This is a genomic window from Pseudomonas sp. PvP001 (assembly GCF_040546375.1).
Classification (GTDB): Bacteria; Pseudomonadota; Gammaproteobacteria; order Pseudomonadales; family Pseudomonadaceae; genus Aquipseudomonas; species Aquipseudomonas coleopterorum.
Genome location: NZ_JBEPNQ010000001.1, coordinates 1,393,672 through 1,419,462 on the forward strand (window position 1 = coordinate 1,393,672; position 25,791 = coordinate 1,419,462).

The following is a 25,791-nucleotide window of genomic DNA, read 5'->3' on the forward strand; positions in this document are numbered from 1 at the left end:
AGCCTACATGTTCCGTCCCAAGCTGCTCTTCACCGGCCTCGCCGCCCTGGCACTGGGCGCCTGCTCGCCCCAAGACCAGCAAGCCGTCACCAGCGCCGCCATCGCCAAGCAGGTCATCCTGCCGACCTACAGCCGTTGGGTAGAAGCCGATCGGCAACTGGCCGCCAGCGCCCTGGCGTTCTGCCAGGGCTCCCAGCCACTGGACGCCGCGCGCGCTGATTTCCTCAAGGCGCAAAAAGCCTGGGCCGAACTGCAACCCTTGCTGATCGGCCCGCTGGCTGAAGGCAACAAAGCCTGGTCGGTGCAGTTCTGGCCGGACAAGAAAAACCTGGTCGGGCGCCAGGTCGAGCAGCTCGCCAACGCCGAGCAACCCATCGATGCACAGAGCCTGGCCAAGGCCAGCGTGGTAGTGCAGGGTCTGTCCGCCTACGAGTACATCCTTTTCGACAGCAAGCCGGAAATTGCCGATGCCGCGCAGAAGGCTCGCTATTGCCCGCTGCTCACTGCCATCGGCGAGCACCAGAAAGCACTCGCCGAAGAGATTCTCGCCAGTTGGAACAGCGCCGACGGCATGCTTGCGCAGATGACCAAGTTTCCCAATCAGCGCTACGCCGATTCCCACGAGGCCATTGCCGACGTCCTGCGGGCCCAGGTCACCGCACTCGACACCCTGAAGAAGAAGCTCGGCGCGCCCATGGGCCGCCTCACCAAGGGCATCGCCCAACCCTACCAGGCCGAAGCCTGGCGCAGCGCCCAGTCGATACACAGCGTGCGTGCCAGTCTGGCGGCCGCGCAGACCGTCTGGGTCGGCGTCGACAACAAGGGCCTGCGCGGCCTGCTGCCCAGCGACCAGAAAGCCTTGGCCGACAAGATCGATGCAGCCTACGCAACGTCCATGAAGCTGCTCGACAGCAACACGCGCAGCCTGGGCGACCTGCTTGGCGACGATGCCGGCAAACAGTTTCTCAACACCCTCTACGACAGCCTCAACGTGGTCCACCGCCTGCACGAAGGCGAGTTGGCCCGCGCCCTGAACATCCAGCTGGGCTTCAATGCCAACGACGGTGACTGACGATGATCGCACGCTCGGCGCAGAAGCTGACCCAAGTGCTGCTCAAGGCCCTGACTCTGGGCAATTGGACACTGTCCAGGCACGCACAGCGTGAACCGCTGTTGCTGTCGGCCCGCGACGATGCCGATGGCGGGCACTACGCCGTGGGTTATCGGCTGGACGGCCGTGAGGTGTTCGCCACCCAGGTCGGCCAACGCTGCCATGACATCGTCGACCACCCGACCTTGCCGGTGGCCCTCTTCGTCGCGCGTCGTCCCGGCACTCAGAGTTACCTGATCGACCTGCGCGATGGGGCGCTGCTGCAAACCCTGGAATCGCGCCCTGACCGGCACTTCTATGGCCACGCCGTGATTCACAAGGACGGCGAATGGTTGTATGCCACCGAGAACGACACCACCGATCCAGGCCGTGGCGTGCTGGGTGTCTATCGCTTCGTCGACGGGCGCCTGGTGCACAGCGGCGAGTTGTCCACCCACGGTATCGGCCCGCATCAGGTGTCATGGATGACGGACGGCGAAACCCTGGTGGTGGCCAACGGTGGCATCCGTACCGAAGCCGAAAGCCGGGTCGAGATGAATCTGGACGCCATGCAGCCCAGCCTGGTGATGATGCGCCGCGATGGCTCGCTGCTGAGCAAGGAATGTCTGGAGCAGCCGATGAACAGCGTGCGGCATCTGGCGATCAGTGCGGACGATACCGTGTTCGCCTGTCAGCAGTTCATGGGACCGAGCCACGAGAGCGCCCCGCTGCTGGCCGTCAAGCGACCGGGCCAGGCCTTTGAGGCCTTCCCCGTTTCGCTGGAACAATTGCAGTCGATGGGGCACTACACCGCCAGCGTCGCAGTGCACAGCGAACTGCGCCTGGTGGCACTCACCGCGCCTAGAGCCAACCGTTTCTTCATCTGGGACATGGACAGCGGTGCGGTGAAACACGACGGCACCCTGCCCGATTGCGCAGGCGTCGGTGCCGTGGAAGATGGTTTCGTGGTGACCTCGGGGCAAGGCCGCTGCCGCTACTACGACTGCCGCGCTCCACAGCTGGTGGGAGCGCCGCTGCAACTGCCGTCGGGGCTCTGGGACAATCACCTGTACCTGCACTTGAACGTGGCTTGAATACAGGTGAGCTGGGTGCCTTACCCCTGAGTGCGTACGCCTTGGCTCAGGCCGAGCATGAACAGGATGAAATCCTTGTCCGGAGTGACGGCCATCTGCGCCTTCTGCGAACGCGGCAACGGACAGTTGCCTTCGCCGTGGGCAGCGCTGAGGATGGCCGAGCGCGGTTGTTCCCACGCTGCCGCCGCCGCGGTGGCCACGCCCAGCGCCGCCACCAGAAACAAACCTCGTGCGATTTCTAGTTTCATCACTGTAAACCTTTGATGGAGCTGCCGAATGCCGCCTCATAAAGGTAGATCAGCTTGCGCCAGTCCGGATCACTGAACGACGAATGGCGACGCAGCTGCTTCATGTCGTGTGAGGCCGCCTGCTGAGCGGTCATGCGCTGACGGCACTTCTCCAGGTCCAGCAGCGCCACTTCACCGCGCGCATTGCTGCCTTCGCCCGTCACGCGGACGAATACGTGTTTGATGTAGATGCAGCTGTGTTGCCAGCGTCCGCGGTGCATGCGCGCCAGGTTGGTCGCCAGGCTCTGCAGGATTTGCTCGTAGACTGCTTCGCCGTGACGCTCGCGACCGCCGCCCTGCAACCAATGCTCGAACTCCTCGAAACCGTCCAGCGACTTGGTCACCAGCAGCGCTCGCCATTCGTTGTTCTCGTCGCGCTGGGTGCCGCAGAAGATCATCTTCGGCACGTTGACGTCCAGTTGGTAGAGCGCGGTCAACGCATCGCGTTCGCGCAATACCGTGGGACGACCGAACGGGTGCAGCCAGCTGCGATAGATGTGTCCGACCTGACGTTTGACGTAGATCATCTGCCCGTCGGCCGCGAACAGGCGTTGCACGCCGCTTTCGCCGCCACGGCGCACGTTGGGTTCCTCGACCCATGGGCCCTGTTGCCGCCAGTAATGATCGAAGCCGGCCTTGCCGCTCGCCGTGCCTGCCGTCATGCCCTCAACCGCCATCCTGCTTACCCCTTACGAAGAACGTACACGCGCCACATGGCGTACATCGGCAAAAAGTCCAGGCGCTCCTGAATACGGAAACCGGCCTGGATGAACTCCGCTTCCACGGTCGCCGCAGGCAACACGAAGCGGTTCTGATACTCGTCCTGATCGTTGCGCAGACGTCGACGCTGTTCGGGCCCGCTCACGCTTCCAGGCCTTGAAGTTGCCGTCGACCCACAGCGACAACACCACGCTGTCACGGGTTACCCGGTGAAACTGCCTGAGAATGGTCAGGCGGTGTTCGGCTTCACCGATGTGGTGCAGCAACCTCATGCAAAAGATGCTGTCTACCGAATTGTCCGGCAGCGCAATATCGAACGCCGAAGTCTGCAACGGCTGCACCCGCTCCACGATGTCCTTGGGTTGCGAGGCGCACGCCGTTTCGACCATGGCCGCCGAGTTGTCCGCACCGATGATCACGCGGTTGTGCTTCTCGGCCAGCAGCGGCCAGAAGCGACCGGCACCACACGGCAGGTCCAGCACCAGGCCGGGCTCGCCGACCAGCGCCAGCGCCTTGCGGGCCAACTGTTCGTCGCGCCTGTGTGACATACGTCGAGCAAAACTGTTGCGATGTTTGTCGAAATATTTCTGCGCGTGGGCGCGGTCGTACTTCTCTGAGAATTCCAACTTGACGGGATCAGACATGGGGCACGCCTCCAGGACAGGTGGCGCACACCTTATTCATCCAACCGTCATGGCCAGGTCATGTCACTGTGAAAAATTTGTCAGAAATTTCCTAGGTGATACAGGATATTTCCTACAGTAGTGGTATGCGGCAGTCGGAAGCAAGCATCAGGCCAATGCGTGCTTGCCCAATCCGAGTTCGATGGTGAAGCGACAGCCGTGGGGTTCGACAGGCTCCAGTTGGACCTGCCAGCCCTGGTCTTCGCAGATGCGCTGAACCAGCGACAACCCCAGGCCCAGACCCTCTCCGCGCTTTTCAGGGCCGCGCACGAACGGCTGGAACATGGCCTCGCGCTGAGCCTCGGGAATGCCCACGCCGCTGTCTTCCACATGGAAGCTGGTTGCGTCGAGCGTCAGGCGGATGAACCCCTGGTCGGTGTAATGCAGCGCGTTGCGCAACAAGTTACCCATCACGGCGTGTAGAAAGGTACCGTTGTAGGTCTGCGCCAAAGGCGTTCCAGCAACGAACTCCAGGCTCAGGCCCTTCTTTTCGATCGCCGGTCGCCACTGCGTCATCAGGTCTTCGGCGACCTGCCCCAGAGTGGCTGGTGCCACGCGGCCACTGTCATCGCGCTGGGCGCGCGCCAGCATCAGGAAGGTCTGCACCAGATCGCGCATGTCCTCGCAGGCGCGCGCGATGCGCTGCACCTGGGCACGCGATCGCTCGGGCAGCGCCGGATTTTCCAACAGCAGTTCGCAGGAGCTGGCCAGTACCATCAGTGGAGTGCGCAGTTCGTGGCTGACGTCGCTGGTGAACAGGCGCTCGCGGGTCAGTGCATCGCGCAGGCGGCCAAGGGTGGCATCGAACGCCACGGCCAGCTCACCGACTTCGTCGGCCGTGTAGTCCGGCGCCAGCGGCGGCGCCATGCCGAGGATCTGATCGCGATGGCGGACCTGACGCGCCAGACGCACGACGGGCGCCATGACCTTGCGTGCCAGCACCCAGCCAAGAAAGATCGCCAGGGCCAGACTGAGGACGAAACCCACCAGCACCACGGCGAACAGCACACGCTCACGCTCTTCGAAATCGCTCTGGTCCTGCAACAGGGCGTAGCGGCGGCCGTCGACCACCTGGATCATCGCGTGATAGGACAGCTTGTCGCGAAATACCTCGTGAAAGCCGACCGGCAAGTGTTTCACGTCCGGCGCCAGCTCGAATTCGCCGGGACCTCCATCGTAGTAGAACAACTGGTCGGGTTCGGGGCGGTGGCTCCAGTCGGCGCCGTTGTCCATCAGCAGCAGGCGCTGCAGGTCGCCGCCCAGGCCTGCGGAAATCAGCCGCTCCTCGACCAGGTGCACGGTGGCCACGATACCGACCGCGAAAGCGCCCGCCACCAGGGCGCTCATCAAGGCAAAGGCGATGATGATGCGTTGTGCGAGGCTCTGCTTAAACTCCATCGCGGCCTTCGGCGAGGCGGTAACCCACGCCATGCACGGTGTGAAGCAGGGGCTTGTCGAACGGTTTGTCGATCACCTGACGCAACTGGTGGACGTGACTGCGCAGGCTGTCGCTGTCGGGGCAGTCATCGCCCCATAGGGCTTCTTCCAGCACTTCGCGGCGCAGCACATGGGGGCTCTTCTGCATCAGCACGGCGAGCAGCTTGAGGCCCACCGGGTTGAGCTTGAGCAGGCGGCCCTCGCGGGTGACTTCGAGGGTGTCGAGGTCGTAGATTAGATCGCCGACCTGCAGCGAGCGACGACCACCGCCCTGGGCACGGCGCAGGACCGCTTCGATGCGCGCCGCCAACTCGGACAGCGCGAACGGTTTGAGCAGGTAGTCGTCGGCACCGGAACGAAAGCCCTGCAGGCGGTCATCGAGCTGATCGCGTGCAGTGAGCATGATCACCGGCGTATCGCGCCGGGCATCCTCGCGCAGGCGTTTGCACAGCGTATAGCCGTCGATGCCTGGGAGCATGATGTCGAGCACGATCAGGTCGTAATGTTCGGTGGCCGCCAGGTGCAGGCCGGACAGACCGTCCTGGGCGCAGTCGACGGTGTAGCCTTTCATACCCAGGTAATCGGCCAGGTTGGCCAGGATGTCGCGGTTGTCTTCAACCAATAGGATTCGCATGGGCAGATCTCCGAGTGCTGCTGTCGCCCCGACGGGGCTCGCGCAGCTTATAGGCTGGGCAGGCATAAAAAAACCCCGGCCATGACTGGCCGGGGTTTTTCTTACCTGTAAACAGGTAGAGCGCGAGGGCTCGCTTACATCATGCCGCCCATGCCACCCATGCCGCCCATGTCTGGCATGCCGCCGCCAGCTGCGCCTTCGGCTTTCGGCTTGTCAGCAATGGCTGCTTCGGTCGTCAGGATCAGACCACCGATGGAGGCTGCTGCCTGCAATGCCGAACGGGTCACCTTGGTAGGATCCAGGATACCCATTTCGATCATGTCGCCGTAGACGCCAGTTGCAGCATTGTAACCGTAGTTACCTGTGCCGTTCTTGACTTCGTTGACCACAACGCTTGGCTCGTCGCCGGAGTTGGCAGCGATCTGGCGCAGCGGTGCTTCGACTGCGCGACGCAGTACGGCTATACCGACGTTCTGGTCGGCGTTGTCGCCAGTCAGGTTGGTCAGCGCTTCCAGAGCACGGATCAGCGCAACGCCACCGCCAGGTACCACGCCTTCTTCGACGGCTGCGCGGGTTGCGTGCAGGGCGTCTTCAACGCGGGCTTTCTTCTCTTTCATTTCAACTTCGGAACCAGCGCCTACCTTGATCACTGCAACGCCGCCAGACAGCTTGGCCAGACGTTCCTGCAGTTTTTCACGGTCGTAGTCCGAGGAAGTTTCGCCAATCTGCTGACGAATCTGGTTGATACGGGACTGGATGTCGCCTTCAACGCCAGCACCGTCAACGATGATGGTGTTTTCCTTGGAGATGGTCACGCGCTTGGCGCTGCCCAGGTTCTCCAGGGTGGCACTTTCCAGGCTCAGGCCGATCTCTTCGGAGATGACGGTGCCGCCGGTCAATACGGCGATGTCCTGCAGCATGGACTTGCGACGGTCGCCGAAGCCTGGCGCCTTGACGGCAGCGACTTTGACGATACCGCGCATGTTGTTCACGACCAGAGTCGCCAGGGCTTCGCCTTCGACGTCTTCGGAAACGATCAGCAGCGGACGGCCGGCCTTGGCAACGGCTTCCAGCACCGGCAGCATTTCGCGGATGTTGGAGATTTTCTTGTCGACCAGCAGGATCAGCGGGCTGTCCAGCTCGGCAACCATGGTTTCCGGCTTGTTGACGAAATACGGCGACAGGTAGCCACGGTCGAACTGCATGCCTTCTACAACCGACAGTTCGTTTTCCAGGCCAGTGCCTTCTTCAACGGTGATCACGCCTTCTTTACCGACTTTTTCCATGGCTTCGGCAATGATGTCGCCGATGGAGCTGTCGGAGTTGGCGGAGATGGTGCCGACCTGAGCGATAGCCTTGGTATCGGCACATGGCTTGGACAGGTTTTTCAGCTCAGCAACGACGGCGATGGTCGCTTTGTCGATGCCGCGCTTGAGGTCCATCGGGTTCATGCCAGCAGCGACGGCCTTGTAGCCTTCGTTGACAATGGCTTGAGCCAGAACGGTAGCGGTAGTGGTGCCGTCGCCTGCGTCATCGTTGGCACGGGAGGCAACGTCTTTGACCAGCTGCGCGCCCATGTTTTCGAAACGGTCTTCGAGCTCGATTTCCTTGGCAACGGAAACGCCGTCCTTGGTGATGGTCGGAGCGCCGAAGCTTTTCTCGATGATCACGTTACGGCCTTTCGGGCCCAGGGTCGCTTTTACCGCGTCAGCCAGGACGTTGACGCCAGTGAGCATTTTCTTGCGGGCGGAGTCGCCGAATTTAACTTCTTTAGCAGCCATGATCGATTTCCTTGAATACTGGGGAGTAACGGGCGTTCAGCGGTATCAGCCTTCGACGACGGCGAGAATCTCGTTCTCGCTCATCACCAGCAGGTCTTCACCGTCGACCTTGACGGTGTTGCTGCCCGAGTAAGGGCCGAAGACCACCTTGTCACCCACCTTGACGGCCAGCGCGCGGACTTCGCCGCTATCCAGGATCTTGCCGGTGCCCACTGCGACGATTTCGCCACGGTTGGGTTTTTCAGCGGCCGAACCTGGCAGAACGATACCGCCAGCGGTTTTGGACTCTTCTTCGCTGCGACGGATAACGACGCGGTCATGCAGAGGGCGAAGCTTCATTGTCGATCTCTCCTAATTATGGTTTTCATCGGCCGGTGTGTACCGGCGGCGTGGATCTTCCGGGGTAACCGGTCGCGTCTTGCAGTGCAAGACGCGGAAACATGTGTGGCGCTGATGCCACAAACCTTGCGGTGACCCATACATGAGGTCGGCGCGCGGGATTACAAGGGCCAGGGTGAAAAATTTCCATGCCGACGACCAAAAGAAACGGCGCCCGAAGGCGCCGTCGACAAGCTGCGAGGCATTTTTCAGCGATCGGTACGCCCTGTCTCGCGTCCGACCACTTCACCTTCTATGACCTCGCCTTCGATCACATGGGCGCGGTAGGCCTGGGTCGAACCACCCGGGGGTGGCATGTCATCGGCGAACGCGCGCTGGCGCATGGCCTGCGCCTGCGCCCGCTCACGCACCTTGCGGATCAGGAAATGCCGGGTGAAGGGCAGCAGGCACAGCACGCCGAACACATCGGTGATGAAGCCGGGCACGATCAGCAGGACACCGCCCATTGCAGTGACCAGGCCATTGAACATCTGCTCGGCAGGCAGTTCGCCACGCTGCAGGCTGGCGCGGGTGCGCAGAACCGTGGCCAGACCGGCCACGCGCATCACCAGCACACCCAGCACCGAGCCGGCAATGATGAGCAACAGCGCGGGGAAAAACCCGATCGCGGTGCTCACCTTGAAGAAGACGTACAGTTCCAATACGGGGAACAACAGGAACAGCAATAGAAAAGCGCGCATCAAATGGTTTCCTCTACGGAAGAATGCCTTCCAGTAGACCCTAGATGACGTCAATAAATCGTTAATTCAAGGCAGGGGCGAATCGATGGCACCGCACATGCCCGCAAAACCCGCGTCACTCGCGGCCTCGCGGACATGTGTCGGCGTATTGCAGGGTTACCAGGCGACGCCGAAACCGGCCGTGTAACGGGTGCTGTCGAGGTCGGCGCCACTGGTGCCGCTGACCAGATCCTTCTCGGCCTTGAGGTTGAGCGAAGCCCACTCGGTGACCTTGTAGCGCAGGCCCACTTCGGCATCCAGGCTGTAATCGGCCACGTTGCTGATCGGCTTGCCGAGTTCGCCGTTGGTGAAGAACTCCACCGTCTTGCCGATCAGGTAGCGGTTGTAGTCCCACTTCATGGCCACGGAATAGAAGTTGTCCTTGTCGCCGTCGGCGTATTGGAAGTCGGTGCGGTTGAACAGGCCGCCCAGCGAGAACGCCCCGAGCTCGTCATCCCAGAACTGGTAGCCAGGGCCGGTACCGATGGTGCGCTGGCGCTCCAGGTCTTCGATCTTGTCGCGCTTGTAATCCAGGCGCCCCTGCCAGAACCACTGATCGGTGAAGAAGCGGTCGAGGGAGTATTCCAGGGCGAAATTGTCGGTGGTGACGACGCTGTCCTGGGACTCGCGGTTGTACTCGCCCGAGCCGATGTGGCGCCACTTGCCGTGCCGGGCGGTGGTCTTGAAGGCGACGTTATAGTCGTCGGTATCGGTTTCGGCGCGCTTGTAGTCCAGGCCCATGTCGACATTGCCCTTGATCTGCAGGTCGGTGACCACGGGCTTGGGCTTGATGATCTGCTGGATGCTGGCCAGTTCGACGGTCTTGGGCGCCTCACCGTTCTGCAGGATGACCTTGCCATCTTCGGCGGCTTTGATCGACTTGGGCTTCTCGCCCATGTAGTCATCCTGCTTGACCAGCAGCTCCTGATCGCTCTCCATGGTCTTGATCTGTTTCCAGTCCAGCGGAATCGATCCACCGTATTCGGTCTTGATCATCAACTTGCCACCGTCGAACACGGTAATCTTGCCGGAGATGCGGTCACCGTTTTTCAGCCAGACCGTATCGGCAAAGGTCAGGGCAGACGTGGAAGCCAAGGCAAGGCACAGCAGGGTTCTAGGCAACATAGGCAGATTCTGGGGGCTCTGATGTGTAGGAAATGCGGCATTATTCGGTAGGACTACATCCGAGCAAGGACAGACCCGCAGATGACAGACGAGTTCAATTCTCAACTGCAAAATAACCCCGAACAAGCCGCGGCCGTTCGCCGCACCGCGCTGTACACCGTGCTGGCCCAGGTGCCAGAAGGCAAAGTCGTGACCTATGGGCAGCTCGCCGAACTGGCCATGCTCGGTCGCGCGGCGCGCTGGGTCGGGCGAACCTTGAGCCAACTGCCGGACGGCACCCGCCTGCCGTGGCACCGCGTGGTTGCCGCCGGCGGGCGGCTGAGCCTGGAAGCGGGAACGTCCAGCGGCGCCGAACAACGGGCGCGCCTGCGCAGCGAAGGCGTACTGATCATGAAGAATCGCGTGGATATGGCACGCCATGGCTGGCGTCCGGAGCAAGCATGCGGTTAGAGTGCGCGCTTTGTTTCGCAAACTGAGGCAGATTCCAGCCCATGCCCCGTAAAACCTGGCGCGCCGCGCTCGCCGCTTATGCCAGCCCTTCCACCGTTGTGCTTCTGCTGCTCGGTTTCGCTGCCGGCCTGCCGTACATGCTGGTGTTCTCGACCCTCTCGGTGTGGTTGCGTGAAGCGGGCGTCGCCCGTGAAACCATCGGCTATGCCAGCCTCATCGGCCTGGCCTATGCCTTCAAGTGGGTGTGGTCGCCGCTGCTCGACCAATGGCGGTTGCCGCTGCTCGGCAAGCTGGGGCGGCGGCGCTCCTGGCTGGTGCTGGCACAGGCACTGGTGATTCTCGGCCTGGTGGGCATGAGTTTCTGCGACCCGCAAAAACATCTGTCGTGGTTGATCGCCATCGCCGTCGTGGTCGCGTTCGCCTCGGCCACCCAGGACATCGCCGTGGATGCCTACCGCCTGGAGATCGCCGAAGATCAGCGCCAGGCTGCCCTCGCTGCCAGCTACATGGCCGGCTACCGTGTGGCCGCGCTGCTGGCCACCGCCGGTGCCCTGTATTTCGCCGAAGGCTTCGGCTCCACGGGATTTGCCTATCTGCATCAGGCCTGGGCCAACACCTACCTGCTGTTCGGCTTGTTGATGGTGCCAGCACTGATCACCACCCTGGTCATGCGTGAACCGCCAGTGGCCCTGCGCACGCAATTGTCGGCGGCGCGCTATGGCTTCAGCCATCAATTGATGTCGGTGTTCGTGCTGATCGTGCTGCTGGTGTCGGTACCCGCCATGTTCACCCAGCTGTACAACACCGATTTCGCCAGTGTGCTGTTCGGTAGCCAGAGCCTGGTCGACCTGCTGCTCGAAGACCGGGCATTTCTGCGTGCCCTGCTCTACATCATTCTGACCGCCGCGTGCCTGTCGTCGGTCGGTCGTCGCGGGCTGGCGCCGGTGCTGACCCCGGTCAACGACTTCATTCTGCGCTACCGCTGGCAAGCCTTGCTGCTGCTGGGCCTGATCGCGACCTATCGGATGTCCGATACGGTCATGGGGGTCATGGCCAACGTGTTCTACATCGACCAGGGCTTCACCAAGGACCAGATCGCCAGCGTCAGCAAGATCTTCGGCCTGATCATGACCCTGCTCGGCGCCGGCTTCGGCGGCTTGCTGATCGTGCGCTTCGGCATCCTGCCGATCCTGTTCATCGGCGGTATCACGTCGGCCGGGACCAACCTGCTGTTCCTGATGCTGGCCGACATGGGGCCGAACCTGAAGATGCTGGTGTTGACCATCTCGCTGGACAATTTCAGTTCCGGCCTGGCCACCTCGGCCTTCGTCGCCTACCTGTCGAGCCTGACCAACCTCAAGTTCTCGGCCACCCAATATGCGCTGCTGAGCTCGATCATGCTCCTGCTGCCGCGCCTGATCGGCGGTTATTCAGGGGTCATGGTCGAGAAGTTCGGCTATCACAACTTCTTCCTGATCACCGCCCTGCTCGGCGTGCCGACGCTGCTGCTGATCGCCCTGCACTGGAAGCAGGAGAACGCGCGCATCGCCCGCGAGGGGCCCGACGAAGAAGCGGCCTGACAAAAAAAGCCCCGGCCATGACGACCGGGGCTTTTTCGTTGCGCCTCGCAAGACAGACTCAGCCTGGCTGCTTGGCTTCTTCCTGCATCACGCGGATGACCCGCTGCGGGAATGGAATGTCGATACCCTCGGCGCGCAGGCGATCGCGAATCTCGCCGTTGAGCATGTTGGTCACCCCGCCGAAGTCGCCGGTGTTCACCCATATGCGCAGGGACACGGTGATCGAACTGTCGCCCAGGGCGGCCACCACGGCTTCGGGTGCCGGCGTCTGCAACACGCGCGGGTCCTTGGCCAGATCCAGCAGGATCTCGCGAGCCTTCTGCAGGTCGGCGTCGTAGTCCACGCCGATGTCGAAGGTGATCTTGCGCGTGGGCTGACGGTTGGTGTTGGTGATGATGCCGTTGGACAGGTTGCCGTTGGGCAAGATCACCGTGCGGTTGTCGCCGGTGCGCAAGACGGTATGGAAGATCTGGATGGAGTCGACGGTACCGCTCACACCCTGCGCTTCGATCCAGTCGCCGATGCGGAAAGGACGAAACAGCAGGATCAGCACGCCGCCAGCGAAGTTCGCCAGGCTGCCTTGCAGGGCCAGACCGATGGCCACGGTCGCACCACCGATGGCGGCGACGAACGACGTGGTTTCGATGCCGATGGTCGAAGCGACGCTGACCAACAGCAGAATCTTCAGGATGACATTGGCCAAAGTGCCGATGAAGCGCTGCAACGCCAGGTCGATGTGCCGCAATGCCAACAGTTTCTGCAGGCTGGCGGTGACTCTGTTGATCAGCCACCACCCTACACACAGCACCACCACCGCCAGGATGACCTTGCTGGCGTATTGCATGACCATCGGAATCCAGGCTTGCGAGGCCTGTACCAGATGATCGACTTCTGCGTTCAAATCCATGGGGTTCTCCTAACACCGCAATACAGGTATTGCCCCCGACCACATGGGATCGCTTCCCTCGGGGGCACCTGCTCCGACGCCTCGGGGAGCCCAAGGTTTCATCAATCGCGGAAGTTGTTGAACTGCAGGGGCATGCCGAACTCCTTGGCGCGCAGGGCGGCAATCGCCTCCTGCAGGTCATCGCGCTTCTTGCCGGTGATGCGCACCTGCTCACCCTGGATGGCCGCCTGCACCTTGAGCTTGGCATCCTTGACGTGGGCGACGATCTTCTTTGCCAGTTCCTTTTCGATGCCTTCGCGCAGCACGGCTTCCTGCTTCATTTCCTTGCCCGAGGCATAGGCATCCTTGACCTCGAGGCACTGCACGTCAATCTTGCGCTTGACCAGGGCCATCTTGAGAATCTCGATCATGGCTTCGAGCTGGAACTCGGCTTCGGCGGTCAGGGTGACCGTGAGGTCCTTGAAGGCGAAGCTGCCTTTGCCTTTGAGGTCGTAACGGCGATCCAGCTCCTTGATGGCGTTGTCGACCGCGTTGGTGACTTCGTGCTTGTCCAACTCGGACACTACGTCGAACGAGGGCATGTGTTTTCTCCGGAAAATGATCGGCGGCTCGTTGAAAGAAGGAGCGCGCCTGGCTTGACGATTGAAATGCCCGCTCATTATAAGGGAGCCGGCATTGTGAAAGGCCACCTGCGGCTTGAATTCAGGCGCGGGTCATCCATTTTTCGAGCGAGTCTGCGATGCGCGAGCAGCACCTTACCCATGAGCCTGCGGCCGAACAGCTATTGGATCGGACCTGGCATGTGCTGGGCGTCGGCAGCCTGGGCGTATTGTGGGCGTGCCGACTGGCTCGTGCCGGTGTGCCGGTGCATCTGCTGCTGCGCGATGCCGCACGGTTGCAGGCGTACCTCCAGGCCGGTGGGCTGAGCTTGACCGAAGGCGCCCAGACCCATGTTCACCTGCTGCCCGCCACGAGCGTCGCCGGTGATGGACCGATCACGCGTCTGCTGCTGGCGTGCAAGGCTTACGATGCGCAGGCGGCCGTCGCCAGTGTCGCCGCGCGCCTGGTGCCGGGCGCCGAAGTGATCCTGTTGCAGAACGGCATGGGCAGTCAGCAAGCGGTGGCGCGGATGCTGCCGCACGCACGCTGCATCTATGCTTCGACGACCGAAGGAGCCTATCGCGCCGGTGATTTCCAGGCGGTCTTCGCCGGGCAGGGACTGACCTGGCTGGGCGATGCCGACCCAAGCCGCACCCAGGCTCCGACGGCGCTGCTGGCTGACCTGGTCCGGGCTGGCATCGCACATCAGTGGACAGACACGATCGAATCGCGCCTGTGGCGCAAGCTGGCGCTCAACTGCGCGATCAATCCGCTGACCGTGTTGCATGGCTGCCGCAACGGGGCGTTGGCCGATCACCCTGACGAGGTGGCCGCGCTGTGCGTCGAGCTGGCACGACTGCTGCGAGCGTGTGGCCAGACCGATGCTGCCGACGGGCTGCATGAGGAGGTGCTAAGGGTCATCCAGGCGACGGCCGCCAACTACTCTTCGATGTATCAGGACGTCGACCAGGGTCGCCGAACCGAAGTCGACTACCTGCTGGGCTACGCCTGCGCAGCAGCGCTCGATCGGCAGTGCGAGGTGCCGTGCCTACAAACGCTGCAGGCACGACTGATCAAGGCCCTGCACAAGCCCTGAAGCCGCGTCGCTCCTTTCGCGGCCGCAGACCGCTCCTACAGGAGGCTCGCACGTCCGGCAAGAGCGGTCATCGGCCGGGAAACACGGAAACGGCTCCCGCAGGTACCCCCTCTGTAGGAGCGGTCATCGGCCGCGAAATGGGCGACACGATGTGTCAGGCAAATCACAGTACCTGCTCCCCGGCCAATAAGCGCTCTCACGGTGCCTGCAGCACACTTTGCTACACTGCGGCTCTGCCCTGCACTGCCTTGGAAGCGATCACACCCATGCCTCTGCGCCAGAGACTCGAGAACCTGCCGGTTGGCCAGAAACTGCTGGCCGCCCTGCTGGTGCTGTTGACCACCGTGCTGCTGGTCGCCAACCTGACGTTCATCAGCGCGGCCTATTGGATCTCCCAGGAGAGCATGGCACCCCAGGCCCTGCAGACGATTGGCCGGCTGCTGGCCAACCCCAGCCTCGCGCAGCGGGCGGTGGGCTCACCGCAGGAGGCCGAGGCGCTGCTCGAAGAGCTCAATGGCTATTCGCCCCTACGCGCCGCCGCCATCTACGATGCCCAGGGCGAGCGCCTGGCCCAGTTGCAGCACGGCGATCGATTGAAGATGCCCGCGCGCTTCGACAGCATCGAAAGCTGGCGCTCCACCGAATTTCGCAGCACTCAGTTGGTGCCACTGCCCAACGCCGGCCATCTGTTGCTGGTGGCCAGCAGCGAGCTGCCCGTGGCGTTCTACACCGGCACCCTCACTGCGAGCCTCGGCATCCTGGTGTTCAGCGTGCTGTTGTGGCTGGTCATCGCCCGGCAGATCAAGCGCTTGATCACCCAGCCCATCTATCGCCTCGAAGAACTGTCGCGCCAGGTCACCCGCGAGGAGAACTACGCCCTGCGCGCAGGCCGCGGCAACCATGACGAAATCGGCAGCCTGGCGGAAGCCTTCAACACCATGCTTTCGCGCATCGAAGCACGCGAACAGCAGCTCAAGCGAGCCCGCGACGAGTCTCAGGCGGCCTACGACCAGGCCCAGGGACTGGCCGAGGAAACCCGCCACACCAACCGCAAGCTCGAACTCGAAGTCCAGGTGCGCAGCAAGATCGAGAAGAAGCTCACCGGTTTCCAGAACTACCTCAACAGCATCATCGATTCCATGCCTTCGGCACTCATCGCCCTCGACGAGCAACTGTACGTCACCCAATGGAACCAGGAGGCCAGCGCCCTTTCCGGCACGCCGCTGGACGAGGCGCTGAATCAACCGATCTTTCTCGCGTTCGCCCCACTCAAGCCATTCCTGCCGCAACTCAAGACCACCGTCGAACAGCACACGGTGGCCAAGATCGAGCGGGTAACCTGGGTCAAGGACGACACGCCCCGCCATTACGCGCTGACCTTCTACCCGCTGATGGGCGGTGCCGGCCGCGGGGTGGTGATTCGTATCGACGACATCACCCAGCGCCTGTCGCTGGAAGAAATGATGGTGCAGTCGGAAAAGATGCTCTCGGTCGGCGGCCTCGCAGCGGGGATGGCCCACGAGATCAACAACCCCCTGGGCGCGATCCTGCACAACGTACAGAACGTCAGGCGGCGCCTCTCGGCCGACCTGCCGAAGAACCTCGAACAAGCCAGCGACGCCGGTATCGATCTGGCCGCGGTGAACGCCTACCTGCAAGGACGGGAAATCCCGCAGCTGCTCGACGGCATCCAGCAGGCCGGCGCACGGGCCGCGAAGATCGTCACCCACATGCTCAGCTTCAGCCGCCGCAGCACTCGGGAAATGGCGCCCTGCGAGCTGCCGGCGCTGATCGATCAAGCCGTGGAAATCGCCGGCAACGACTTCGACCTGGCGATCGGCTTCGACTTCAAGGGGCAGAACATCGTGCGCCAGTTCGACCCGGCGCTGGGTCCGGTGCCCGGCACGGCCAACGAACTGGAACAGGTGCTGCTCAACCTGCTGAAGAATGCCGCCCAGGCCATTCACCAACGCAGCGACGAACAGGAACCGGGACGCATCACCCTGCGCACGCGACTGAACCCGCCATGGGCTGAAATCCAGGTCGAGGACAACGGCGTGGGGATGCCCGAGAGCGTGCGCAAGCGCATCTTCGAACCGTTCTTCACCACCAAGGAGATCGGCCAGGGCACCGGGCTGGGCCTGTCGGTGTCCTACTTCATCATCACCAACAACCACAAGGGCCAGATGGAAGTGCAGTCCAGCCCCGGCCAGGGCACCTGCTTCACCCTGCGCCTGCCATTGGCCGGCAATCCGCTGCCCCTCACCACCACGGAGATATGAGCATGGGCTTTCGCCTGTCGAAGATTTACACGCGCACCGGCGACCAAGGTGAAACCGGGCTCGGCGACGGCCGTCGGGTGCCCAAGGACCATCCCCGCGTGGAGGCCATCGGCGAAGTCGACAGCCTGAACAGCCAGCTGGGCGTGCTGCTGGCAGGGCTGGCCGGCGATTCGCGGTTGAACGAGGTCAGCGAGGTGCTCGCGCCCTGTCAGCATCGGCTGTTCGATCTGGGTGGGGAGTTGGCCATGCCTGCGTATCAGGCGCTGGATGCAGCGGAGGTGGAACGCCTGGAGGCGGCCATCGATACCTGGAACGACGAGCTGGGCCCGCTGGAAAACTTCATTCTGCCGGGAGGCTCGCCGCTGATTGCCCAAGCCCATGTATGCCGCAGCCTGGCACGCACAGCCGAGCGTCGCTGTCAGCAGCTCAATGCGGTTGAGCCGTTGTCGGCGGTGAGCCTGGCGTACATCAACCGGATGTCCGATCTGCTGTTCGTGGCTGCGCGAATCATTGCTCGGCGTGAGGGTATTCCCGAGATTCTCTGGCAGCCAGCCAAATCGAGTGACCGCTGACGCGGCTTGCGCCGCTGCTACAGGAGGTGCGCGAAGCGGTTGTCAGGGAGAGGGCCAGAAAGCGCGGATGCCTGCGACACCTTGTGCACCGATCTCCCAGGCTTTCGCCTGATCCTGCGGCCCCAGCCCGCCCAGCAGGAACACTGGCTGGTTGAAGCCCTCGATCAAACCACGCGCCTGATCCCAGCCCAGTGGCTGCGCATCGGGATGGGTCAGGGTCGGTTGCACGGGCGACAGGGTGACGAAATCAACACCCATCTGCTGCGCCAACGCCAGCTCTTCGGCATCGTGACAGGACGCGGCCAGCCAACGCTCGGCGGGGAACGGTCGGCCTTTGCTGGCGTATTTGCGCAACTGCGCCGAGGTCAGGTGCCACCCGGCCGAAGGAAAATCGCCCAGCCACTCCAATGGCCCCTTGAGCATCAACTGGGCCTTGCCTGCACACAATCCGACCGCATCCACCGCCAGATCGCGGTACTGCGGATCGTAGCCATTGGGTGCGCGCAGTTGCAGCAGCTTGATGCCACCGGCGATCGCCTTCTGCATGCCGCGCAGCAGGGTCGAGTTGTCCAGCCCGTCCGGGGTGATCAGGTATTCGCCCGGCAGACTGGCCGCCGCGACGATTGGCCGATTGGCCTCGGGAAACGCGTAGCCCGGCAGCTCGCGCGCCTTGACCCATGCCAACGGCTGGCCTTCGACACCATGGGGTTCACCCGTGAACGCGGTGACTTCCCATACATCCAGCAGGACCTGCTTGTCGGCGTAGTCGTGATGCACCTTGATCAAAGGCCGCGCCAGGCTGACCTCGATCCCCAACTCCTCGCGCAACTCGCGGGCCAGCGCCGCCTGCACCGTCTCGCCGGGCTCGACCTTGCCACCGGGAAACTCCCACAGACCGCCCTGGTGCTGGGTATCGCCGCGACGGGCAATCAGAATGCGCTGATCCGCGCCACGGATCACCGCGGCGGCTACATGTATTCGTTTCACTCGATCTCCAGACCGCGCTGAGCTGCCAATGCCCGGATGCCCCTGCAAGGCGCAGCCAGGCACGCCAGTCAGGTGCGGTATTCGGCGTTGATCTTCACGTACTCGTGGGACAGGTCGGTGGTCCAGATGGTCTCGCTGCAATCGCCGCGACCCAGCTCGATCCGAATGCCGATCTCTTCCTGCGCCATTACCGCCGAGCCCTGCTCCTCGGTATAGCTGGCGGCACGGGCGCCACGGCTGGCGATGCACACATCGCCCAGGAACACGTCGATCTTGCTGACATCCAGCTCCGGCACACCGGCACGGCCCACAGCGGCCAGGATGCGCCCCCAGTTCGGATCGGAGGCGAACAGCGCCGTCTTGATCAGCGGCGAATGGGCGACGGTGTAGGCCACGTCCAGACACTCCTGATGGTTGCCGCCGCCGTTGACCTGAACCGTGACGAACTTGGTCGCCCCCTCGCCGTCGCGCACGATGGCCTGGGCCACTTCCATGCACACCTCGAAAACCGCCTGCTTGAGCGCTGCGAACAGCGGCCCGCTGGCCTCGCTGATTTCCGGCAAGGCCGCCTGCCCGGTGGCGACCAGCATGCAGCAGTCGTTGGTCGAGGTGTCGCCGTCGATGGTGATGCGGTTGAACGACTTGTTGGCACCGTCGCGCAGCAGATCCTGCAGCACACCCGGCGCGACCTTGGCGTCGGTGGCGATGTAGCCCAGCATGGTCGCCATGTTCGGGCGGATCATGCCGGCGCCTTTGCTGATACCAGTCACGGTGACGGTGACGCCCTCGTGCTGGAACTGGCGACTGGCGCCCTTGGGCAGGGTGTCCGTGGTCATGATGCCGGTGGCCGCAGCCGCCCAGTTGTCGATCGACAGATCATCGAGCGCGGCCTGCAAGGCCCCTTCGATCTTCTCGACGGGCAGTGGCTCGCCGATCACCCCGGTGGAGAACGGCAGCACGGCACTGGCGTCCACGCCCGCCAGTTCGGCCAGACGCGCCGTGGTGCGCTCGGCCGCAGCCAGACCCGGCTCACCGGTCCCGGCGTTGGCGTTGCCGGTATTGGTCAACAGATAACGCACGGGGCCACCCACGCGCCGCTTGGACACGATGACCGGTGCCGCGCAGAACGCATTCAGGGTGAACACGCCGGCGACGCTGGAACCCTCGGCGCAACGCATGACCACAACGTCCTTGCGTCCGGGGCGTTTGATACCGGCGCTGGAGATGCCCAGCTCGAAACCCGGAACCGGATGCAGCGTGGGCAAGGGACCAAGACCAACAGCCATGTGAGCACTCCTTTGAGGAATCTGCGGCGTATCGTCGACGCCGCCTTGATGGATGACGCTGCGAATACGCTACAGAACTTCTGTAGGAGCGGTCACCGGCCGCGAAACGGACGACACCGCATATCTGTCTCTACGCGGTGCGGTCTTCGCGGCCAATGACCGCTCCTACAGATAGCCCAGTCAAGTCGCGGCGTGATGTTGCTGCAAAAGCCTGTCGGAGCGCGATCAGTCGATCTTGCCGTGGCAATGCTTGAATTTCTTGCCCGAACCGCACCAGCAAAGCTCGTTGCGGCCCAGCTTCTGGTCATTGCGCACTGGCTCCGACACGGTGGCGGCAACGACTTCGGCGTCTTCGGCCAACACTTCGGGCTGATCCAGGCCAGGCGCCGGAGCGTGTTCGAACTGCATGCGCGCCGCCAATTCCTCGGCATCGCGACGCAGACGCGCTTCTTCCTCGACCGGATCTTCGCGGCGCACCTGCACATGCGACAGCACACGGATGGTGTCGCGCTTGATCGAATCGAGCAGCTCCTGGAACAGGCTGAACGACTCGCGCTTGTACTCCTGCTTCGGGTTCTTCTGGGCGTAGCCGCGCAGGTGAATACCGTGGCGCAGGTGGTCCATGGTCGACAGGTGATCTTTCCACAGGTCGTCGAGAACGCGCAGCAGGATCTGCTTCTCGAAGGTGCGCAGGGCATCGGCGCTGGCCTGATCTTCCTTCTCGGTGTAGGCCGCCAGCAACTCGACCATGACCTTCTCGCGCAGGGTCTCCTCGTACAGCTTGTCGTCCGCATCCAGCCACTGCTGGATCGGCAGGCTCACGCCGAAATCGGTCTGCAAGGCCGCTTCCAAGCCTGGAACATCCCACTGCTCGGGCAGCGACTGTGGCGGAATGTGCTGGGAGAACAGCTGACCAAGGACTTCCTGACGGAAGTCGGCAATGGTGTCACCGACGTTGTCGGACGCCAGCAGGCTGTTGCGCATGTGGTAGATGACCTTGCGCTGCTCGTTGGCGACGTCGTCGAACTCCAGCAATTGCTTGCGGATGTCGAAGTTGCGGCCTTCGACCTTGCGCTGGGCCTTTTCGATCGCGTTGGTGACCATGCGATGCTCGATGGCTTCGCCGGACTGCATGCCCAGCGCCTTCATGAAGTTCTTCACCCGGTCGGAGGCGAAGATGCGCATCAGGCTGTCCTCCAGCGACAGGTAGAAGCGGCTGGAACCGGCGTCACCCTGACGACCGGCACGGCCACGCAGCTGGTTGTCGATACGGCGCGACTCGTGACGCTCGGAAGCGATCACGTGCAGACCACCGGATTCGAGCACCTGCTGATGACGCTTCTGCCAGTCGGCCTTGATCTGTGCGATCTGCTCTTCGGTCGGGTTTTCCAGGGAGGCGACTTCGACTTCCCAGTTGCCGCCCAGCAGGATGTCGGTACCGCGACCGGCCATGTTGGTGGCGATGGTCAGCGCGCCGGGACGACCGGCCTGGGCGATGATCTCCGCTTCCTTCTCGTGGAACTTGGCGTTGAGCACCTTGTGCTCGATGCCTTCCTGGTTGAGCAGGCGCGACATGTGCTCGGAGGTTTCGATGGTTGCAGTACCGACCAGCACCGGACGGCCCTGGGCCATGCTTTCCTTGATGTCGGTAACGATGGCAGCGTACTTCTCGTCCGCGGTCAGATAGACCAGGTCGTTGAAGTCCTTGCGCGCCAGCGGCTTGTTCGGCGGGATCACCATCACGTTGAGCTGGTAGATCTGGGCGAATTCGAACGCTTCGGTGTCGGCCGTACCGGTCATGCCAGAGAGCTTGTTGTACAGGCGGAAGTAGTTCTGGAACGTGGTCGAGGCGAGGGTCTGGCTCTCGGCCTGGATGTTCAGGTTTTCCTTGGCTTCGATAGCCTGATGCAGGCCTTCGGACAGGCGACGGCCCGGCATGGTACGACCGGTGTGCTCGTCGACCAGCAGGATCTGCCCGTCCTGGACGATGTACTCGACGTTGCGGTTGAACAGCTTGTGCGCACGCAGGCCGGCGTAGACGTGGGTCAGCAGGCCCAGGTTGTGCGCCGAGTAGAGGCTCTCGCCCTCGGCCAGCAGGCCGGCGCGGGTGAGCATTTCCTCGATGTACTGGTGACCGGCTTCGTTGAGTTCGACCTGACGGGTCTTCTCGTCGATGCTGTAGTGGCCTTCCTTGGTGACCTGGCCCTCGACTTCCTCGATGTGCTGCTCGAGTTGCGGGATCAGGCGGTTGATCTCGGTGTACAGCTTGGAGCTGTCTTCGGCCTGGCCGGAGATGATCAGCGGCGTACGGGCTTCGTCGATCAGGATGGAGTCGACTTCGTCGATCACGGCGAAATTCAGCTCGCGCTGGAATTTCTCTTCCATGCTGAAGGCCATGTTGTCGCGCAGGTAGTCGAAACCGAATTCGTTGTTGGTGCCGTAGGTGATGTCGGCGGCATAGGCCAGACGCTTCTCTTCCGGCGGCGCGAACGGCGTGACCACGCCGACGGTGAGGCCCAGGTACTCGTACAGCGGACGCATCCAGTTGGCATCGCGACGCGCCAGGTAGTCGTTGACCGTGACCACGTGCACGCCCTTGCCGGACAGTGCGTTGAGGTACACGCCCAGGGTCGCTACCAGGGTCTTGCCTTCACCGGTGCGCATTTCGGCGATCATGCCTTCGTGCAGGGTGATGCCACCGATCAGCTGGACATCGAAGTGCCGCATACCCATGACGCGCTTGCCGGCTTCGCGGCAGACGGCGAAGGCTTCGGGCAGCAGCTGGTCGAGGGTCTCGCCTTTTGCCAGGCGGGCCTTGAACTCTGCGGTCTTGGCGCGCAGCTGCTCGTCCGAAAGGGCCACCATCTGCTCTTCGAAGGCATTGACGGCTTGTACCGTCTTGAGCATGCGTCGTACTTCACGCTCGTTCTTGCTTCCAAAAAGTTTCTTTAACAAAGGCGCAAACATATTGGCAGGATCTTCCACACATAGGGATGGAGGGCGGCCCCGTGAGTCGCCCGTGCAGCCCTCATGGCCGCATGCGAACGAGCATTCTACCCGGAAACGATGGAGAGGAAAGTGGCGCGATGTCCACGATGCTGGCACAGCGTTGTAATGGGGCGGCTTTACAATAAGGGCTTTTTCGCCAACTTCAACCCGCAAGGTGCAGATGTCATCCATTCAAACGCCGAGAGCTGGCCTGTGTCGTCCATGTGAAACGGTGTGGGCGAGGGATTCTGTTAACATGCCGACTCTGTAACTTCAGGTGTATCCCCATGGTCTTTCGCCCCCTGCCCGCCCGGGCACCGGCAGTCCTGCTGCGCGAAGCCAAACCGCTCAAGGCCCTGTTCAGCCAGGCTCAGCGCCTGTCGCATCTGCAGCGCCTGTTCGAGAGCCAACTGCAGCCGGCGGCGCGCGAGCATTGCTACGTCGCCTCGTGGCGCGAGGGCAGCCTGTTGCTGATCGTCACCGACGGCCACTGGGCCACGCGCCTGCGCTACCAGCAGAAGCGCCTGCAACGCGATCTGCAGGCGCTGGAGGAATTCAGCAGCCTGACGCGCATCCTGTTCAAGGTGCAGCCGCCCACCGTGCAGAGCAAGGCCGGCGCGCGCAGCATCGACCTGTCGATCAGCGCGGGCGAGAACATCCAGGCGACCGCCGAGGGCATCAGCGATCCCAATCTGCGCGCGGCGCTGGAACGTCTGGCAGCTCACGCCAAGCGGCCACGCTGAGCGCTCGCCACGCCCCGACCGTCCTCCCGCCCCGGCTCAGAAAACAACACCCAAAAAAAAGCCACCCAATGGGTGGCCTATAAATGTGAAACCAGAAAAGAGAGGTTGTATCAACCCAACGCAGCTGGCCGCATGTAAGAGATCGGTACCGTGCTGGCATCTTCGAACGTAACCACTTCCCAGGCGTCATCCTGCTCGAGCAGACGACGAAGAAGCTGGTTGTTCAGTGCGTGGCCCGACTTGTAGCCACGGAATTCGCCAATCAGGCTGTTACCCAGCTGATAGAGATCGCCGATTGCATCGAGAATCTTGTGTTTGACGAATTCGTCTTCGTAGCGAAGACCGTCCTCATTCATGACGCCTGCCTCGTCCACCACGATAGCGTTTTCAACGCTGCCGCCCAGTGCACGATTGTGCTTGCGCAGGTATTCAAGGTCGCTCATGAAGCCGAACGTGCGCGCCCGACTGACTTCCTTCACGAAGGACGTGCTGGAAAAGTCGACGCTGGCGGTCTGGGTGCGATCCTTGAAGACAGGGTGATCGAAATCTATTTCGAAGCTCACCTTGAACCCTTCGAAAGGCAGGAAGGTGGCGCGCTTGTCGCCCTCCGTCACTGTCACTTCACGCAGGATCCGGATGAATTTCTTCGGCGCGTCCTGTTCTTCCAGGCCAGCCGATTGAATCAGGAATACGAAGGGTCCGGCACTGCCATCCATGATCGGCACTTCGGACGCGGAGAGCTCGACGTAGGCGTTATCGATTCCCAGGCCTGCCATGGCCGACAGTAGATGCTCTACGGTATCGACCTTGACATCGCCATTGACCAAAGTGGTGGACATCGTGGTGGCGCCGACATTGTGGGCGCGCGCAGGGATCTGCACGACCGGATCGAGGTCGACACGGCAGAACACGATGCCGGTATCCACGGGCGCGGGCTTCAAGGTCAGGTAGACCTTCTCACCGGAGTGCAAGCCGACGCCTGTGGCACGGATAATATTCTTCAGGGTGCGTTGTTTAATCATGGCATTGGCCGCTTCAGCGCAAATTGCGAACTGGTATCAACAAAGGCTGGCGATGATAGCAGACCGAACCTTTGCTGAACACCAATCACCCTAATACCCCTGATAAATTGCATCAATCGGCCTGACGACGCAGGAAGGCCGGGATGTCCAGATAATCCAGATCATCCTGAGGGTTCAGCTTGGCCGCAGCGGCCGTCCCGGCGTGCGCCTGGTTGCGCATCACGGTCGGGCGATCCAGGTCGCGGTAGTTCACCGATGGAGCGTCCTGACGAGCAGGCTGCTGCGAAGGTGGAGGCGTCTGCGCTGCGGTCTGCATGGTGTTGTCGATGACCTTCACAGGCTTCTCGATCTTCGCGCCCAGGCCGGTGGCCACGACGGTAACGTGCAGTTCGTCGCGCATGTCCGGATCGATCACGGTACCGACCTTGACCATCGCGTGGTCGGAGGCGAACGCTTCGATGATGCTACCCACGTCGGAGTATTCACCCAGCGACAGGTCGGGACCTGCGGTGATGTTGACCAGGATGCCGCGAGCGCCCTGCAGGTTGACGTCTTCGAGCAGCGGGTTGCGAATGGCCGCTTCGGTGGCCTCGCGCGCGCGGTTCGGACCGCTGGCGCAGCCGGTACCCATCATCGCCATGCCCATTTCGCTCATCACGGTACGCACGTCGGCGAAGTCGACGTTGATCATGCCCGGACGCTTGATGATGTCGGAGATACCGCGAACGGCACCGGCCAGCACGTCGTCAGCCTTGGCGAACGCCGACAGCAGGCTGGCGTCCTTGCCCAGGATGGTCAGCAGCTTCTCGTTGGGAATGGTGATCAACGAGTCGACGCTTTCGGACAGCATACGGATGCCTTCATCGGCGATCTGCATGCGCTTGCGGCCTTCGAAGGGGAACGGACGGGTCACGACCGCAACGGTCAGGATGCCCATTTCCTTCGCTACTTCGGCGATGATCGGTGCAGCACCGGTACCGGTACCGCCGCCCATGCCGGTGGTGATGAAGACCATGTTGGTGCCTTGCAGCACTTCGGCGATGCGCTCGCGGTCTTCCATCGCGGCCTGACGGCCGACTTCGGGGTTGGCGCCAGCGCCCAGGCCCTTGGTGACGCCGGTACCCAGTTGCAGGATCGTGCGTGCGCCGATGTTCTTGAGTGCCTGAGCATCGGTGTTGGCGCAGATGAATTCAACGCCTTCGATGTTGCTCTTGACCATGTGGTTGACGGCGTTGCCGCCGCCACCGCCGACACCGATAACTTTGATTACCGGGCTTTGCGGGATGTTGTCTACGAGTTCGAACATGTG

The 25,791-nt window shown here is 62.5% G+C and carries 23 protein-coding genes and 1 pseudogene; 8 read left to right on the forward strand and 16 right to left on the reverse strand.

Annotated features, from left to right (window positions below; genetic code table 11):
• Positions 1-7 precede the first annotated feature (7 nt).
• Entirely contained in the window at positions 8-1,072 is a 1,065-nt protein-coding gene (locus tag ABMD26_RS06365) for an imelysin family protein (protein ID WP_090356563.1), read from the forward strand.
• 2 nt (positions 1,073-1,074) lie between these two features.
• Positions 1,075-2,184 (forward strand): DUF1513 domain-containing protein, encoded by a 1,110-nt coding sequence (locus ABMD26_RS06370; protein WP_134722553.1) that lies wholly within the window; start codon positions 1,075-1,077, stop codon positions 2,182-2,184.
• A 20-nt stretch (positions 2,185-2,204) separates the two neighbouring features.
• Here ABMD26_RS06370 and ABMD26_RS06375 read toward each other — a convergent pair whose 3' ends face one another.
• The 9 genes and pseudogenes from ABMD26_RS06375 to ABMD26_RS06415 form a co-directional block, all read right to left on the reverse strand.
• A complete protein-coding gene (locus tag ABMD26_RS06375) occupies positions 2,205-2,432 on the reverse strand; it encodes a hypothetical protein (RefSeq protein WP_134722552.1) in 228 nt (75 codons plus the stop codon).
• Positions 2,432-3,148: a lipopolysaccharide kinase InaA family protein gene (locus tag ABMD26_RS06380; RefSeq protein WP_502948301.1), complete on the reverse strand. Its 717-nt coding sequence runs from the start codon at positions 3,146-3,148 to the stop codon at positions 2,432-2,434. The genes ABMD26_RS06375 and ABMD26_RS06380 overlap by 1 nt, the downstream gene beginning before the upstream one ends.
• Before the next feature lie 5 nt (positions 3,149-3,153).
• Positions 3,154-3,835, reverse strand: a pseudogene (locus tag ABMD26_RS06385) (class I SAM-dependent methyltransferase).
• 147 nt (positions 3,836-3,982) lie between these two features.
• Positions 3,983-5,272 (reverse strand): sensor histidine kinase, encoded by a 1,290-nt coding sequence (locus tag ABMD26_RS06390; RefSeq protein ID WP_192000203.1) that lies wholly within the window; start codon positions 5,270-5,272, stop codon positions 3,983-3,985.
• Positions 5,262-5,945: a two-component system response regulator ColR gene (colR, locus tag ABMD26_RS06395; protein WP_043186890.1), complete on the reverse strand. Its 684-nt coding sequence runs from the start codon at positions 5,943-5,945 to the stop codon at positions 5,262-5,264. The genes ABMD26_RS06390 and colR overlap by 11 nt, the downstream gene beginning before the upstream one ends.
• Positions 5,946-6,079: 134 nt before the next feature.
• Positions 6,080-7,726, reverse strand: a complete 1,647-nt coding sequence (groL, locus tag ABMD26_RS06400) for a chaperonin GroEL (protein ID WP_056845066.1) — start codon at positions 7,724-7,726, stop codon at positions 6,080-6,082.
• Between the two features lie 45 nt (positions 7,727-7,771).
• Complete coding sequence (locus tag ABMD26_RS06405) at positions 7,772-8,065, reverse strand: co-chaperone GroES (RefSeq protein ID WP_043186886.1); 294 nt, start codon at positions 8,063-8,065, stop codon at positions 7,772-7,774.
• 248 nt (positions 8,066-8,313) lie between these two features.
• Positions 8,314-8,805, reverse strand: coding sequence for an FxsA family protein (locus ABMD26_RS06410; protein ID WP_049860639.1), 492 nt, complete (start codon positions 8,803-8,805; stop codon positions 8,314-8,316).
• 156 nt (positions 8,806-8,961) lie between these two features.
• Positions 8,962-9,969, reverse strand: a complete 1,008-nt coding sequence (locus ABMD26_RS06415; RefSeq protein WP_354308659.1) for a DUF481 domain-containing protein — start codon at positions 9,967-9,969, stop codon at positions 8,962-8,964.
• A gap of 81 nt (positions 9,970-10,050) precedes the next feature.
• On the opposite strand from ABMD26_RS06415, the gene ABMD26_RS06420 reads away from it, so the two are divergent.
• Together ABMD26_RS06420 and ABMD26_RS06425 are read left to right on the forward strand one after the other, a co-directional pair.
• Positions 10,051-10,419, forward strand: coding sequence for an MGMT family protein (locus ABMD26_RS06420; RefSeq protein ID WP_122741494.1), 369 nt, complete (start codon positions 10,051-10,053; stop codon positions 10,417-10,419).
• Between the two features lie 41 nt (positions 10,420-10,460).
• Positions 10,461-11,999, forward strand: coding sequence for an AmpG family muropeptide MFS transporter (locus ABMD26_RS06425; protein ID WP_090356557.1), 1,539 nt, complete (start codon positions 10,461-10,463; stop codon positions 11,997-11,999).
• A 58-nt stretch (positions 12,000-12,057) separates the two neighbouring features.
• Here ABMD26_RS06425 and ABMD26_RS06430 read toward each other — a convergent pair whose 3' ends face one another.
• Together ABMD26_RS06430 and ABMD26_RS06435 are read right to left on the reverse strand one after the other, a co-directional pair.
• Complete coding sequence (locus ABMD26_RS06430) at positions 12,058-12,906, reverse strand: mechanosensitive ion channel family protein (protein WP_134722547.1); 849 nt, start codon at positions 12,904-12,906, stop codon at positions 12,058-12,060.
• Positions 12,907-13,007: 101 nt separating this feature from the next.
• Positions 13,008-13,487: a YajQ family cyclic di-GMP-binding protein gene (locus tag ABMD26_RS06435; protein WP_122741492.1), complete on the reverse strand. Its 480-nt coding sequence runs from the start codon at positions 13,485-13,487 to the stop codon at positions 13,008-13,010.
• 158 nt (positions 13,488-13,645) lie between these two features.
• Here ABMD26_RS06435 and ABMD26_RS06440 point away from each other — a divergent pair, with 158 nt between their 5' ends.
• The 3 genes from ABMD26_RS06440 to ABMD26_RS06450 all read left to right on the forward strand — a co-directional run bounded on the left by ABMD26_RS06440 (position 13,646) and on the right by ABMD26_RS06450 (position 17,456).
• Positions 13,646-14,602, forward strand: coding sequence for a putative 2-dehydropantoate 2-reductase (locus ABMD26_RS06440; protein WP_354308663.1), 957 nt, complete (start codon positions 13,646-13,648; stop codon positions 14,600-14,602).
• Between the two features lie 266 nt (positions 14,603-14,868).
• Complete coding sequence (locus ABMD26_RS06445; protein ID WP_049860632.1) at positions 14,869-16,884, forward strand: ATP-binding protein; 2,016 nt, start codon at positions 14,869-14,871, stop codon at positions 16,882-16,884.
• Between the two features lie 2 nt (positions 16,885-16,886).
• A complete protein-coding gene (locus ABMD26_RS06450; RefSeq protein ID WP_354308665.1) occupies positions 16,887-17,456 on the forward strand; it encodes a cob(I)yrinic acid a,c-diamide adenosyltransferase in 570 nt (189 codons plus the stop codon).
• Between the two features lie 42 nt (positions 17,457-17,498).
• On the opposite strand, the gene ABMD26_RS06455 is transcribed toward ABMD26_RS06450, so the two are convergent.
• The 3 genes from ABMD26_RS06455 to secA all read right to left on the reverse strand — a co-directional run bounded on the left by ABMD26_RS06455 (position 17,499) and on the right by secA (position 22,696).
• Positions 17,499-18,443 carry a Nudix family hydrolase gene (locus ABMD26_RS06455; protein WP_134722545.1) on the reverse strand — a complete coding sequence of 315 codons (945 nt, stop codon included), beginning with the start codon at positions 18,441-18,443 and terminating at the stop codon, positions 17,499-17,501.
• A gap of 68 nt (positions 18,444-18,511) precedes the next feature.
• Positions 18,512-19,729, reverse strand: coding sequence for a bifunctional glutamate N-acetyltransferase/amino-acid acetyltransferase ArgJ (gene argJ / locus ABMD26_RS06460; protein ID WP_122741488.1), 1,218 nt, complete (start codon positions 19,727-19,729; stop codon positions 18,512-18,514).
• Between the two features lie 225 nt (positions 19,730-19,954).
• Entirely contained in the window at positions 19,955-22,696 is a 2,742-nt protein-coding gene (gene secA, locus ABMD26_RS06465) for a preprotein translocase subunit SecA (RefSeq protein ID WP_090356544.1), read from the reverse strand.
• Between the two features lie 308 nt (positions 22,697-23,004).
• Here secA and ABMD26_RS06470 point away from each other — a divergent pair, with 308 nt between their 5' ends.
• A complete protein-coding gene (locus tag ABMD26_RS06470; RefSeq protein WP_049860627.1) occupies positions 23,005-23,460 on the forward strand; it encodes a DUF721 domain-containing protein in 456 nt (151 codons plus the stop codon).
• 110 nt (positions 23,461-23,570) lie between these two features.
• Here the strand turns inward: ABMD26_RS06470 and lpxC are convergent, their stop codons facing one another.
• Complete coding sequence (gene lpxC / locus ABMD26_RS06475; RefSeq protein WP_049860626.1) at positions 23,571-24,482, reverse strand: UDP-3-O-acyl-N-acetylglucosamine deacetylase; 912 nt, start codon at positions 24,480-24,482, stop codon at positions 23,571-23,573.
• Between the two features lie 112 nt (positions 24,483-24,594).
• Positions 24,595-25,788, reverse strand: a complete 1,194-nt coding sequence (ftsZ, locus tag ABMD26_RS06480) for a cell division protein FtsZ (protein ID WP_122741486.1) — start codon at positions 25,786-25,788, stop codon at positions 24,595-24,597.
• Between the last annotated feature and the right edge of the window lie 3 nt (positions 25,789-25,791).

What these genes read in the sequence shown, in the direction of transcription:
- ABMD26_RS06390 (WP_192000203.1), bottom strand. Translation starts at nt 5,272, where the DNA reads ATGGAGTTTAAGCAGAGCCTCGCACAACGCATCATCATCGCCTTTGCC.
- secA (WP_090356544.1), bottom strand. Translation starts at nt 22,696, where the DNA reads ATGTTTGCGCCTTTGTTAAAGAAACTTTTTGGAAGCAAGAACGAGCGT.
- lpxC (WP_049860626.1), bottom strand. Translation starts at nt 24,482, where the DNA reads ATGATTAAACAACGCACCCTGAAGAATATTATCCGTGCCACAGGCGTC.
- ABMD26_RS06380 (WP_502948301.1), bottom strand. Translation starts at nt 3,148, where the DNA reads ATGGCGGTTGAGGGCATGACGGCAGGCACGGCGAGCGGCAAGGCCGGC.
- groL (WP_056845066.1), bottom strand. Translation starts at nt 7,726, where the DNA reads ATGGCTGCTAAAGAAGTTAAATTCGGCGACTCCGCCCGCAAGAAAATG.
- ftsZ (WP_122741486.1), bottom strand. Translation starts at nt 25,788, where the DNA reads ATGTTCGAACTCGTAGACAACATCCCGCAAAGCCCGGTAATCAAAGTT.
- colR (WP_043186890.1), bottom strand. Translation starts at nt 5,945, where the DNA reads ATGCGAATCCTATTGGTTGAAGACAACCGCGACATCCTGGCCAACCTG.
- ABMD26_RS06435 (WP_122741492.1), bottom strand. Translation starts at nt 13,487, where the DNA reads ATGCCCTCGTTCGACGTAGTGTCCGAGTTGGACAAGCACGAAGTCACC.
- ABMD26_RS06445 (WP_049860632.1), top strand. Translation starts at nt 14,869, where the DNA reads ATGCCTCTGCGCCAGAGACTCGAGAACCTGCCGGTTGGCCAGAAACTG.
- ABMD26_RS06415 (WP_354308659.1), bottom strand. Translation starts at nt 9,969, where the DNA reads ATGTTGCCTAGAACCCTGCTGTGCCTTGCCTTGGCTTCCACGTCTGCC.
- ABMD26_RS06370 (WP_134722553.1), top strand. Translation starts at nt 1,075, where the DNA reads ATGATCGCACGCTCGGCGCAGAAGCTGACCCAAGTGCTGCTCAAGGCC.
- ABMD26_RS06470 (WP_049860627.1), top strand. Translation starts at nt 23,005, where the DNA reads ATGGTCTTTCGCCCCCTGCCCGCCCGGGCACCGGCAGTCCTGCTGCGC.
- ABMD26_RS06450 (WP_354308665.1), top strand. Translation starts at nt 16,887, where the DNA reads ATGGGCTTTCGCCTGTCGAAGATTTACACGCGCACCGGCGACCAAGGT.
- ABMD26_RS06375 (WP_134722552.1), bottom strand. Translation starts at nt 2,432, where the DNA reads ATGAAACTAGAAATCGCACGAGGTTTGTTTCTGGTGGCGGCGCTGGGC.
- ABMD26_RS06420 (WP_122741494.1), top strand. Translation starts at nt 10,051, where the DNA reads ATGACAGACGAGTTCAATTCTCAACTGCAAAATAACCCCGAACAAGCC.
- ABMD26_RS06425 (WP_090356557.1), top strand. Translation starts at nt 10,461, where the DNA reads ATGCCCCGTAAAACCTGGCGCGCCGCGCTCGCCGCTTATGCCAGCCCT.
- ABMD26_RS06405 (WP_043186886.1), bottom strand. Translation starts at nt 8,065, where the DNA reads ATGAAGCTTCGCCCTCTGCATGACCGCGTCGTTATCCGTCGCAGCGAA.
- ABMD26_RS06410 (WP_049860639.1), bottom strand. Translation starts at nt 8,805, where the DNA reads ATGCGCGCTTTTCTATTGCTGTTCCTGTTGTTCCCCGTATTGGAACTG.
- ABMD26_RS06440 (WP_354308663.1), top strand. Translation starts at nt 13,646, where the DNA reads ATGCGCGAGCAGCACCTTACCCATGAGCCTGCGGCCGAACAGCTATTG.
- ABMD26_RS06365 (WP_090356563.1), top strand. Translation starts at nt 8, where the DNA reads ATGTTCCGTCCCAAGCTGCTCTTCACCGGCCTCGCCGCCCTGGCACTG.
- ABMD26_RS06430 (WP_134722547.1), bottom strand. Translation starts at nt 12,906, where the DNA reads ATGGATTTGAACGCAGAAGTCGATCATCTGGTACAGGCCTCGCAAGCC.
- argJ (WP_122741488.1), bottom strand. Translation starts at nt 19,729, where the DNA reads ATGGCTGTTGGTCTTGGTCCCTTGCCCACGCTGCATCCGGTTCCGGGT.